This is a genomic window from Egibacteraceae bacterium (genome assembly GCA_035540635.1).
Lineage (GTDB): Bacteria > Actinomycetota > Nitriliruptoria > Euzebyales > Egibacteraceae > DATLGH01.
In genome coordinates this window covers 1-10644 of record DATLGH010000038.1, presented here as the reverse complement: position 1 = coordinate 10644, position 10644 = coordinate 1, and the positions used below count along the sequence as shown (strand labels likewise).

Annotated in this window: 12 protein-coding genes; 6 read left to right on the top strand and 6 right to left on the bottom strand. The window is 72.9% G+C overall.

What is annotated here, in order from left to right; genetic code table 11:
- Together VM324_06975 and VM324_06970 are read right to left on the bottom strand one after the other, a co-directional pair.
- A partial coding sequence (locus tag VM324_06975) for a DUF5667 domain-containing protein (protein HVL99016.1) occupies positions 1–601 on the bottom strand: 601 nt, incomplete at its 3' end.
- A gap of 42 nt (positions 602–643) precedes the next feature.
- Positions 644–1228, bottom strand: a complete 585-nt coding sequence (locus VM324_06970; GenBank protein ID HVL99015.1) for an RNA polymerase sigma factor — start codon at positions 1226–1228, stop codon at positions 644–646.
- A gap of 223 nt (positions 1229–1451) precedes the next feature.
- Between VM324_06970 and VM324_06965 the strand changes: the two genes are divergently transcribed.
- Entirely contained in the window at positions 1452–2069 is a 618-nt protein-coding gene (locus VM324_06965; GenBank protein HVL99014.1) for a hypothetical protein, read from the top strand.
- Positions 2070–2072: 3 nt separating this feature from the next.
- Here VM324_06965 and VM324_06960 read toward each other — a convergent pair whose 3' ends face one another.
- Positions 2073–2837, bottom strand: a complete 765-nt coding sequence (locus VM324_06960) for a deoxyribonuclease IV (GenBank protein ID HVL99013.1) — start codon at positions 2835–2837, stop codon at positions 2073–2075.
- Between the two features lie 19 nt (positions 2838–2856).
- On the opposite strand from VM324_06960, the gene VM324_06955 reads away from it, so the two are divergent.
- The 3 genes from VM324_06955 (at position 2857) to VM324_06945 (ending at position 4997) form a co-directional block, all read left to right on the top strand.
- Positions 2857–3426: a mismatch-specific DNA-glycosylase gene (locus VM324_06955; protein HVL99012.1), complete on the top strand. Its 570-nt coding sequence runs from the start codon at positions 2857–2859 to the stop codon at positions 3424–3426.
- Between the two features lie 163 nt (positions 3427–3589).
- Positions 3590–4216: a sigma-70 family RNA polymerase sigma factor gene (locus VM324_06950; protein HVL99011.1), complete on the top strand. Its 627-nt coding sequence runs from the start codon at positions 3590–3592 to the stop codon at positions 4214–4216.
- Between the two features lie 31 nt (positions 4217–4247).
- Entirely contained in the window at positions 4248–4997 is a 750-nt protein-coding gene (locus VM324_06945; GenBank protein ID HVL99010.1) for an anti-sigma factor, read from the top strand.
- Positions 4998–5043: 46 nt separating this feature from the next.
- Here the strand turns inward: VM324_06945 and VM324_06940 are convergent, their stop codons facing one another.
- The 3 genes from VM324_06940 to VM324_06930 form a co-directional block, all read right to left on the bottom strand.
- Positions 5044–6123, bottom strand: coding sequence for an iron ABC transporter substrate-binding protein (locus VM324_06940; GenBank protein HVL99009.1), 1080 nt, complete (start codon positions 6121–6123; stop codon positions 5044–5046).
- A 170-nt stretch (positions 6124–6293) separates the two neighbouring features.
- Entirely contained in the window at positions 6294–7601 is a 1308-nt protein-coding gene (locus VM324_06935) for a caspase family protein (GenBank protein HVL99008.1), read from the bottom strand.
- Positions 7602–7786: 185 nt separating this feature from the next.
- Positions 7787–9331 carry a phosphoenolpyruvate carboxykinase (ATP) gene (locus VM324_06930; GenBank protein ID HVL99007.1) on the bottom strand — a complete coding sequence of 515 codons (1545 nt, stop codon included), beginning with the start codon at positions 9329–9331 and terminating at the stop codon, positions 7787–7789.
- A 92-nt stretch (positions 9332–9423) separates the two neighbouring features.
- On the opposite strand from VM324_06930, the gene VM324_06925 reads away from it, so the two are divergent.
- Positions 9424–9900, top strand: a complete 477-nt coding sequence (locus VM324_06925) for a hypothetical protein (protein ID HVL99006.1) — start codon at positions 9424–9426, stop codon at positions 9898–9900.
- A 34-nt stretch (positions 9901–9934) separates the two neighbouring features.
- Positions 9935–10549: a hypothetical protein gene (locus VM324_06920; GenBank protein HVL99005.1), complete on the top strand. Its 615-nt coding sequence runs from the start codon at positions 9935–9937 to the stop codon at positions 10547–10549.
- Positions 10550–10644 lie beyond the last annotated feature (95 nt).

Here is a 10644-nt window from a genome sequence, read left to right as displayed (position 1 = left end):
GCTCCTGCGGGGGAGGGTGCCCGACGTCGTGCTGCGTTGGCGGCGGGCGGTTGCCGAACGCCACCTGGCCGCTGCCGCCCCGCACCCGGCTGCGCAGGGCGAGCGCCTCGTCGGCCACGGCTCCGCCGCCACGCTCGGCTGCGTCAAGCGCGACGAGCGTCTCCTTCAGCAGCCGGGGCACGACCGCGGGCCGGGAACCGGCGGCGCGCTGCGCTTCCTCCCAGCGCCGGCGAGCGATTGCGAGATGCACCTGGGCGTCAGCGGCCGGGCGCACCGCGAGCACGAGATGCACGCGCTCGGTGCCCCGCTTCACCGCGTAGAGGGCGTCTCCCGGCAGCGCCGCGCCGCTCGCGGCGACCGCGGCTCCCGACATGGCGACGAGCATGAGGCTCGTGAGCGCGGACACGACCGCGCGGCGGCTCCGCGTCGCCCGGCGGGCCCGCCGGGCCAACCGTGCCGCCCTGTCGATGGCCCAGAGGTGGCGGGCGGCCGTGTCGACGTCGACCGTGCGCGCGTACGCGCGCCGGAGCAGCTCGGCGAGCGTCGGGTCGTAGTCGTCCTCGGGGGTGCGCATGTGGTCGGGGGGTCCGGGTCGTCGCATACGGATATCACGGGGACAGCCGAAGACGCGGCTGACCCATACCTAGGACGCCTCGTCGGCCAGAGACGGTGCGGCACGCCCGCTTTCGTGTTCGAGCAGCCGGGCGAGGGCCCGCTCGCCGCGGTGCTGCAGGCTGCGCACCGCGCCGTCGGTCTTGCCGAGCACCCGGCCGGTCTCGGGGGCGGTCAGGCCGCCGACGTAGCGCAGGAGCAGGACCTGGCGCTGCTCGTCGGACAGCTCGTCCATGAGTGCGCGCACCCGGCGGCTGACGTCCCCCGCGACCGCGCAGTCCTCGGGCCCCAGCCCGTGGTCGGCGACCTCGATCGCCTGCGCGTCCTCGTAGAGGTCCTCCGCCCGCCGCTTCACCTTGCGCAGGTGGTCGAGGGCGTTGTAGTGCGCAGCCCGGAAAAGCCAGACCTTCATGGCCGCTGGACCACCGCGAATGGTGCTCCCCCGTAGGAGCAGCTCGAGGAAGGTCATCTCCAGCAGGTCCTCTGCGGTCGCGCGGTCGGGCACCCGCGCCATGAGGTAGCCGAGCAGGCGATCGGCGAGCGCGACGTAGACCCGTCCCACCGCGTCGGGGTCCCCGCTGCGCACGCCCTCAGCCACGTCTTCGGGAAATGGCACCAGCGGACTCCGTTCCTCGTTCCTCACCGGTCCGCTGCCCGCGCAGCCCGTCCGTCCGGACCACCCGCCGTCGCACCGTAACCCCGGCCGCCATGCGGCCACCGCACAGCGCACAGCGCACACCGTATGACAAACTCGGCCGGCGCGCGAGTGTCCGTTGGGAAGCGGCAGCGCACCTGCGGGCCGGCACGGCGGATGCTCGCCAAGTGCGCACCGCCCCTTTATGCTGTCGGTAGCCTCCGAATCCTTCTCCTTTACCGACCTTTCCAAAAGGACAGTCATGCCGACGACGGCGGAATCCGCGGTGCGCGACTATCTCGTCGCGTTGAAGGACCCCACCTCCCTTCGCGACGATGCGCACATCGCCGACTTGCAGAGACGACTCGAGGCAAGCGACGACCGGTTGGAGCGGCTGCTGCTTCGACAGCAGATAGACGACGCGCAGCAGCCCTCCATCGAGCGCTACGAAGGCGAGTTCGTCACGCACGCGAAGGCCTGGGCAGACGACCAGGGCATCGGTGCGTCTGCCTTCGCGGCCGAGGGCGTCCCTGAGCGCGTCCTGCGCAAGGCGGGCTTTCGCATGGGGCGGGACCGGGCGACTCGGCGGCGCTCGGCCACGCGCAGGACCCGCGTGAGCGCGGAGGCGGTGCGCGCGGGGTTTCCACGCGGCACCTTCACGATCAAGGACCTGCAGGAGCGCACCGGCGGCTCACTCGCCACGATCCGCAGTGTCGTGAAGGAAGCCGAGCAGAACGGGCTCATCCGGGCGCAGGGGACCGATCCGGACCACCGGGGCCCCGGCCGCGCCCCCACGCTCTACAAGCGCAGCCCACGCAGGTAGCGCCTACGGGCCCAGGTGGTCGCGGAGCCAGGCGATGTCCTCGCCCTGGGCCTCGGCGCCGCCCGGAGTCTCGCAGATGACCGGTGCGCCGGCTTCCCGCACGACCGCGACGATCAGCTCGGGGTCGATGCGGCCCCGGCCGAAGTTCTCGTGGCGGTCGCGGCCGCTGCCCGGCTCGTCCTTCGAGTCGTTCGCGTGGACGAGGCCGATGCGTCCGACAATCTGGATGATCCGCTCCACCGCGTCGACGAGCTTCTCCCCCGCGGCGTGCGCGTGGCACGTGTCGAGACAGAATCCGACCTGGAGGCCCTCGAGCCGTTCCCACAGTCGCCCGATGACGTCGAAGTGCCTACTCATTGCATGCTGGCCGCCCGCGGTGTTCTCGATGAGCACCGGGACGTCGGTCTCCAAACGCTCGAGCGCTTTACGCCAGTTTGCGAAACCCTCCTGCTCGTCGGTCCCGGCGTCGACGTGGCCGCCGTGCACGATCACCGCAGCGGCGTGGATGGCCGCCGCCGCGTCGCAGGTGTCCTGCAGTATTTTGCGTGAGGGTATGCGTATCCGGTTGTTGGGGGACGCGACGTTGACGAGGTAGGGAGCGTGCACGTAGACGGGCAGGGCGGCCGCACGCAGGCGCTCCGCGTCCTCGCGGGGTCGGGGCTTCTTCCAGCTCTGGGGGTTGGACAGGAACACCTGTACGCAGTCCGCGTCCCGAGCGGCAGCCTCGGCGAGCGGGTCCGAGGGTGGCACGTGCGCTCCGATGTCCATGGCCCTGGAGCATAGGTCCTTGGCGCCCACGACCGGTCGGGGTCCGTCGGGGGACGTAGGCCCCCTGCCCGACATCGCCGGGGCAGGGATGCGGCTGCTGTTCGTCGGCATCAACCCCGGGACGCGCTCGGCGGCGCTCGGGCGCCACTTCGCCGGCCACGGCAACCGGTTCTGGCCGGCGCTGTTCACTGCGGGCCTCGTCCCCGAGCCGTTCGGACCGCAGGACCAGGAGCGCCTCGCGGCCCTCGGCATCGGCCTCACCAACCTCGTGGCGCGGGCGACGGCACGCGCGAGCGAGCTGTCCGTGGCGGAGCTTCGGGCCGGCGGGGGCGTGCTCACCGAGCGGGTGGCGCACTGGTGCCCGGCGGTGGTGGCGGTGCTCGGCGTCACCGCCTACCGGCAGGCCTTCGGCGACCCCGGTGCGCGCCTGGGACGCCAGGAGCGCACCGACGGAGGAGCGTCGTGGTGGGTTCTGCCGAACCCGAGCGGCCTGAACGCTCACGCGAGGCCCGCCGACCACGCGGAGTGGATGCGCGCCGTCGGTGCTGCCGCCGGCCTCCTGCTGTCCCCACCGGGTCGTGGGGCATAGGGTGCCCGGCGGGCGGCACCGACCGGGTGCGCAGGCGTTTGCTGTCCAATCCGGGCAGTGGGATGCCCCGAACGAGGGAAGGAACGAGGGAAGGATCGACGCGACGCGACAGCGCGGCGCGCGTGCAGGGCGCCCCCGACGGACCTGAAGGAAGACCCACCTGATGACCCAGCCCGACCCTCCGCGCCCGCTGCGAGCGGTGCCGAGCGGCGCCGACGCCGGGGGTCTGCCGGACGGCCCTGGGACGGTGTCCTTCGAGACGTTGCTCGCGCGCGTGGCCCAGGGCGACCAGCGCGCCTTCGCCGGACTCTACGACCGCATGTCGGGCCCGGTCTACGGGCTCGTGCGCCGGGTGCTGCGCGATCCCACGCAGTCGGAGGAGGTCGCCCAGGAGGTCCTGCTCGAGGTGTGGCGACTCGCCGCCCGCTTCGACCCGGTCAAGGGCAGCGCGAAGACCTGGGTCATGACGATGGCGCACCGCCGCGCCGTCGACCGGGTGCGCAGCGAGCAGGCGTCGCGCGACCGCGACGTGCGGGTCGCCGTCCGCGACGAGCAACGCGCGTTCGACAGCGTCGCCGAGGAGGTCGAGACGCGCCTCGAAGGCCAGCAGGTCCGCAACGCCCTCGCCGACCTCACCGACCTCCAGCGGCAGGCGGTCGAGCTCGCCTACTACGGCGGCCTGACCTACCGGGAGGTGGCCGAGCTGCTCGACACGCCCCTCGGCACGGTCAAGACCCGCCTGCGCGACGGGCTCATCCGGCTGCGCGACTCCCTCGGGGTGACCGCATGACCCGCGGGCGACGGGGCCTCGGGAGCGGACCGTGACCGCCGATGTGCACACCCTCGCGGGCGCCTACGCGCTGGATGCCCTGCCGCCCGGGGACCTGACCTTCTTCGAGGGCCACCTCGCCGTCTGCGGGGCCTGCGCCATCGAGGTCGCCGAGCTCCAGGCCACCGCAGCGGTGCTCGGGGCCATGACGGCGGAGCGGCCGCCGCCGACCCTGCGCGGCGACGTGCTACGGGCGGTCGACGTCGTGCGGCAGCTGCCGCCCCGCGCGCACCCTGCGTCAAGGGCGCGTCCGACAGGACGGCGGCTCGTGGAGGGGCTGCTCGGCAGCGTCGCCGCCGTGCTCGCCGCAGCCCTCCTCGTGCTGTCCGGCGTCGCGGTCCACCTGAACCAGCGGGTCAGCGAGCTCGAGGCCGCGGCGCCGACCGTCACGCTCGACGAAGAGGCCCTCGCCGTGCTGGCCGCCGCGGACGCCGAGACCCGCCTGCTCGACACCGCCGAGGGCACGTCGGCGCGCTTCCTCTACTCCCCGTCGCTCGACGCGGGGGTGTTCGTCGGCCACGGCCTGCAGCCACTCGACGCGGGGTCCACCTACGAGCTGTGGCTCTTCCACGACGGCACCCCAAGGCCGGCCGCCCTCTTCGACACCGACAGCGAGGGACGGGCGGTGGCGGTCGTCGACGGCGCGGTCGTCGGCGCGGAATATGCGGCGGTCACCGTCGAGCCGCACGGGGGCTCCCCCCAACCCACCGGCAGCATCGTCGCGGAGGGTCCCGTCTCCTGAGCCGGTTGGGCGGGGAGAGGGCCCCCGCTTGCGTTCCGGGTGCCTTTCAGTCGAGAGCGCCGGTCTCCCGGAGCATCCGCAGGGTGCCCTCGAGGTCGTCGAGGTCACCGAGGTCGATGTCGGGCGTGTCGATCTCCGCGAGCGGCGGCAGCTCGTCACGGGCGGCGACGCCGGTCACGAGCGGGTACTCGTTCGTCTCGTCGGCGAAGTAGGTCTGGGCCTCCTCGGACAGCAGGAAGTCGACGAGCTGGGCCGCGCGGTCCTGGTGGTCGCTCGTCTCGAGGATGCCCACGCCGGCGACGTTGACGAGTGCCCCGGCGTCCCCCGAGGTGAGGAACTTGTTCGCGGCCGGGTAGTTGGGGTCCTCGTCGAGGAAGCGGTAGAGGTAGTAGTGGTTGACGAGGCCGACCTCGATCTCGCCCCGTCCGGCGGCCTCGACCTGCGCGGCGTTGTTCGCGTAGGTCTGCACGTCGTTGGCGACCATGCCCTCGAGCCACTCCCTGGTGGCGTCGTCGCCGAGCTCGAGGCGCATCGCCGTGACGAACGCCTGGAAGGAGCCGTTCGTGGGCGCCCAGCCGACCCGGCCGCTCCAGCGCGGGTCGGTGAGGTCGAGGACGCTGTCGGGCACCTCCTCCTCCGCGACGAGCTCGGTGGAGTAGACGATGACGCGTGCACGCCCCGACGTGCCGACCCACGTCCCGTCCGCCGCGCGGAAGCGGGGGTCGACCCGTTCGAGGAGCTCGTCGGGCAGGGGCGCGAGCCTCCCCGCCTTCGCCAGCGACCCGAGCGCGCCGGCGTCCTGGCCGAAGTACACGTCCGCCGGGCTGTTGTCGCCCTCCTCGAGGATCGTCGCCGCGAGCTCGGCCGTGTCGCCGCTGCGGATCTGCAGCACGATCCCCGTCTCCTCCTGGAACTGCTCGAGCAGGGGACCGACGAGCTCGAGGCTGCGCCCCGTGTAGACGGTGAGCGGCGCGTCGGCGTCGGCTGGCTCGTCCGACTCCTCCGCGGTGTCGTCGGGACTGGGTGAGGCGTCGGGACTGGCTTGCGGCCCCTCAGTCCCACCGGCGCACGCGCCGGCCAGGAGTGTGAACGCGAGGAGCAGGCTGCAGAGGGTGAAGCGGCGCACGGGCGACCTCCCGGGACGGGTCCGACCAACGGAACGAACGAGCGGACTTCGGTGGCTCCCTTGAGGACCAGGCCCTTAGGGAACCCTAACCAAAGTTAGGATGGCCGAACTGTAGTGGCTCGCCGAGGCCGTGCGCAAGCCGGCCCCGCACGGTCACGCCGGCGCGGGGGTCAGCTCCCCAGGAGCGGCCGCAGGTTGAGCAGACGGCGCCGGGGCGCCTTGCGCTCGGAGCGCGCCTCGGGGGCGCGTGCCGGTGGACGGGCGGCGGTGGGCGGAGCGCCCGTGACCTCGATGACGAACTGCCGACCGCCGAGACCGTCGGCGATCACCGGCCGTTGCGGCCCGTGGGACTGGCCGTGCGTGCGCGAGGTCGCGCGCGGAGCCGCCCACGCGAACGCCTCCTGGACGCTGCTGCGGCCGTCGCCGTTGCCGGCCTCCCGGTCGCCGAGTCCGCCGCGCAGGCCCTCGGCGAGCAGGAAGTGGCCCATCACCGACTGGCCCCTGGCGGGGTCCTCGTAGGCCTTCTCGTGCACCCCCGAGGCGTAGGTGACCACCCGGTTGCCCCCCTGCAACCCGGGAGCGGCGAGCCCGGCGGCGTGGCAGCCCTGCAGGCTCACCCACAGCCGGTCGGCGCGCACCGCGCCGAGCATGCGCCCGAGGTCGCCGGCCCAGATGAAGCGGTTGTCCGCGGGCCACAGCGCGGTGACACCGGAGTTGTGACGCATGTGGCCGGAGAAGCTGAAGACGACGGTCGAGCGTTCGTCCGTCGAGCGGATGAGCCACTCGATGGCCCGCACGACCCGGTCGTGGGTGGCTGCGTGATCGGTGAGGGTGAGGACCTGGTCGCCGCGCCACCCCCGGCCGTAGAGCGTGTCGCGCAGGACGAGGGCGTCACCGACCGAGCCGACGGTGTTCGACGTCCGGCCCAGGTAGTCGTTCACGCCGACGATGACCGCCCAGTGGTACGACGAGGGGACGTCGGCGCGTTGCCGGGCGGCGGCGTGGGCGGGGAACTCACTGGCGAAGATCCGCTCGCTCTCGGTCGCCGCGGGGGCGCTGGCCGCGACCGTCGTTCCGGGGGTCGCTGCAGGCACGGGCGCCGCGACGACCGCCGGCGCCTCCCCCGACGGTGGCGGCGGCGGGCCGGGCTCGGGCACGACGAGCGGGGCGGAGTCGACGGCAGGCGCCGCCTCGCCGGGCAGGGCAGCGGCCGCGGGCGCCGGCTCGGCGGGCGCCGCCTCCGCGCGGGGGTCGGCAGCGGGTTGGCCGGCGTCCGGCGCGGAGGTGTCGGGGGCGGCCGGCGCGAGCGGGGCCGGGTCCTCCGCGGCGCGGGGAAGGCCGGTGCTCGGCGGGGGCGCCGCCGCCACTGCGGCGTCGGTGACGCCCGTGGCGGCGTCCGCAGCGGGGGACGGAGCCGGGTCGCCGGCTTGGTCGACCCCGACAAGGAGCAGCCCCACGGCGAGCTGCACGGTCAGCACCGCCCCGACCAGCCTCTGACACCGGACGCGCCGCCCTGCGCGTCCCCTGCGGTTGGCGGCCTCTGGACCGCTCTTGCTCATGATCGGACCCCCGAGCTCGGCCGTGAGAGCCTACACGAGCGGCAACGGGCACATAACCCGACCCTCGCGGCGATCAGGCGGCAGGGCGGGGGCTCCTCCCTCGGCTACCCGAGTGCGTCGACGATCGCGGGCTCGAGTCCTCGGTGGCCGGCCATGTACGCCCGGCGGTCGCGCTTGAGGCGCTCCACCCGCTCGCGGTACTCCTCACCCCGACCGAGCCGCTCGTACAGCCGCCGCGGCCGCAGGAGCTCGTCATCGTCGAGGTCGGGCACCGCGGTGGCGACGAGGTAGCCGAAGTCGGGGTCGGTCTCCCAGGTGATCGTGTCCTCGGCGATAGCCTTCACGATGGCCGACGAGTGCGGGATCTTCACCTTCTTCGAACCCGGCGTGTTCTCGGGCCCGCCGACCCTGCCGGTGTTGAGCACGTAGACCCCGAACGCGTAGTCCATGGAGCGGACCAGCTCGGCGAGACGGTTGCCCTGCAGGTAGTCGTGGCGGAGGAAGAACGGGTTCGTGCCCGGCACGCGGAGGTGCTTCCCGGCCTCCGCCTTGCCCCCCGCGCTCGTGCCCTTCGTCTCGCCGAGCATGAAGTAGGCGACGGACTGCTCGATGGAGGCCATCTTCGCCACCGCCGGCGCGATCTGCTCAGCCCGGTTGAGGATGAGCAGGAAGTCGGCGGTGCCGACCTTTCGGGGGTCGTAGTGCTCGATGGCGTCGAGCGCGAACGTGCCGCGCCCGTTGGCGGTGTAGGAGGCGTCGAAGAAGTCGACCCTGCCGTTCTCGTCCACGGCGACGTTCTCGAGCCATCCCTGCGGCGAGGCCAGGGCATGGTAGATCGTCGGCTCGTACCGGGGGTCGAGGCCGTAGGTCTTCGCGAAGCAGCCGTTCTCGGTCGAGTAGACGGATCCGCCTTCGACGAGCGCGACGATGTCGTCCTGCACGGGCAGGGAGCCGTTCTGGTGCGTGAAGGTCGTCGTCGTCTTCCCCGTGCCCGAAAGGCCGATGATCAGCCCGACCTTCTCGCCGCCGTCGACGGGGATGACCTTCGCGCCGGCGTGCATCGCGAGGGCGCCCTGCCGGTAGGCCCACTCCATCCACATCCGCAGCCCGCCCATCTTCGACTCGCCGAAGTAGTCGATGTTGAACACCCGCGTGACCCAGTTGTCGAGGTCGATGGTCACGAGCCGGTCGTCGGGGTAGCCCGCCGCGGGGCAGTTCGGCGTGTAGACGACCGTGAGGGCGTCCTCCTCCCGCCAGTCGGCGTCCCGCGGGTAGTAGAGCTGCTGCTGCATCGCTGGGATGTTCGCGTTCGTGCGCTCGACGAAGACGCGCGCCGGCCGTTTCATCGGCGAGTTCTCCGGGCCGATGTAGCCCTCGACGAGGACCATGTCGGCCGACCTGATGTGGTCCTCCTGCCGGCGCGCGACCTGCTCGTACTCCTGTCGGGGCATGGTCTGCTTCGACGTGGCTTCGGGGTCGTCGGTGACGACGAAGGTGGAACCCGCCGACCGGGCGGTGACCCGCGCCTTCACGTTGTAGTTGCCGAACTCGGTCCGCTGCGCGTTCGGCATCTCGGCGACCCACCGCCGCAGCCGGTCCTGCGTGGGGTTGTCGCTGACGGAGCGGGCGGGTGGGAGGGCGATGGCCAAGGAGATGCCTTTCCCTGGGCGGCGGCCACACGCCAGGCTACCCGCCCGGTGGGCGAGGTTTGGGTGCCGCCTTGCGGGGGACGCGTCCCGCCATGGGCATACCCGACTTCGACGACGCGGGGAACCTGCCGCCGGGCCGGCACGAGAGCACCGAGGACGAGATCGCCGAGCGCCTCGTCGGCGCGTTCTCGACGTCGACGACGCGGACCGCGATCTTCCAGTACTGGCGCCAGCACCGGCGGGCGCTCGACGAGCTCGTGGAGGTCCGCTGCCAGTGGCTCGACGGCAGCTTCGTCAGCGCCAAGACCGATCCGGCCGACGTCGACATCGTCACGGTGGTCGAGGGGTCGTCCTTCGACGAGATGCCGCCCCACCGCCGGCTCCTCGTCACGAGCCTCATCGGCGGCCACTACACCGAGGACTTCTGGCAGTGCGACGCCTATCCCGTCGTCGCCTACCCGCGGGGCCATCTCGGGCACCCGAAGTTCCGCATCGCCTGCGAACGGTGGGAGGACTACTTCGGCCACGACCGCGACGGGTCGCCGAAGGGCTTCCTCGTGGTGCCATGACGCACGTTGCGGCCCGCAGCGGTACGGTCGGCCGATGAACGGCAGGGACAAGCTGCGCGAGCAGCTCGACGCCATGGCTCATGCGCTGCGTGCCTTCGACGACCCCCTCGTCGACGAGTACCCCGGTCTGCGGCTCATGAAGGACGTGCTCGGCCGCCGGCGCCAGCACATCGCCGGCGAGCTCGACGCGGCCGAGCGCTGCCAGCTGACCCTCACCGTCGAAGCCGCCGGGGAAGCCGTGCCCGTCGATGTCGTGGTCCCGCTGCTCGCCGCGGTGCAGGAGACCGTCCGCAGCTTCGCCGAGGCGCGAGCCGAGGGCCTGCCGGGCGTCGACGCGGACCAGGCGAGAACCGCCGTGGCGCTGCGGGTGGCGCGCTGGGACGGTCCCGCGGTGACGCTGACGGGCCCCGACGTGCCACTGCCCGCCCGCGTGGCGGACCCCCGCAGCGGCATCACGCTCATGGAGGTGGCGCTCGGCGACCTCCTCGACGCGTTGCAGGAGGGCGACATGCCGGCCCTGCGGGCCCTCGCCGACCTGCTCGCCGCCAACCCGCTCACGCTGACGGTGAGCTTCTCCCCCGTGGTCGGTGACGACCGGGAGGTGCGTCTCGAACGGCGCGACGCCGCCCGCCTCGCCTCTGGCGACTGAGCCCTCCGCGCCGCCGGCGTCGTCGTGCACACCAACCTCGGCCGCGCGCCGCTCTCGGACGACGCGCGGCAGGCGATGCTGGACGCGGCCGGGTA

Coding starts and splice junctions, on each gene's coding strand:
- VM324_06925 (HVL99006.1), top strand. CDS start 9,424: ATGGGCATACCCGACTTCGACGACGCGGGGAACCTGCCGCCGGGCCGG.
- VM324_06920 (HVL99005.1), top strand. CDS start 9,935: ATGAACGGCAGGGACAAGCTGCGCGAGCAGCTCGACGCCATGGCTCAT.
- VM324_06965 (HVL99014.1), top strand. CDS start 1,452: ATGCTGTCGGTAGCCTCCGAATCCTTCTCCTTTACCGACCTTTCCAAA.
- VM324_06950 (HVL99011.1), top strand. CDS start 3,590: ATGACCCAGCCCGACCCTCCGCGCCCGCTGCGAGCGGTGCCGAGCGGC.
- VM324_06960 (HVL99013.1), bottom strand. CDS start 2,837: ATGGACATCGGAGCGCACGTGCCACCCTCGGACCCGCTCGCCGAGGCT.